Here is a 239-nt window from a genome sequence, read left to right as displayed (position 1 = left end):
GCTGTCGAGACTGAGAAGCGCCCCGAGAGCGTCGTAAAACGTTGGTGCGACAGCGAGCAAGAGGAAGCCGGTTCCGACGCCGACACCGATAATAAGGTCTCGTTTCGCGAAGTGAGAGCGGTATCGTTCGCCCCCCCACATGATCGCGGCGAGCCCGCCGAATACGAACAATCCAGTCAGCGGTGCGTTCATAATCCCACCCCGAGACGGGGTGACCCGTGGAGCGCTTCTCCCCGTAG

Annotated in this window: 1 pseudogene; it reads right to left on the bottom strand. The window is 61.5% G+C overall.

Going from position 1 to position 239, the window contains the following annotated elements:
• A pseudogene (locus EXE45_RS21130) lies at positions 1-192 on the bottom strand (glycosyl transferase family 2); the annotation flags it as partial.
• Between the last annotated feature and the right edge of the window lie 47 nt (positions 193-239).

The sequence above is a fragment of the Halorubrum sp. SP9 genome (genome assembly GCF_005435015.1).
Classification (GTDB): Archaea; Halobacteriota; Halobacteria; order Halobacteriales; family Haloferacaceae; genus Halorubrum; species Halorubrum sodomense.
This window is presented reverse-complemented; position numbering and strand designations above follow the sequence as displayed.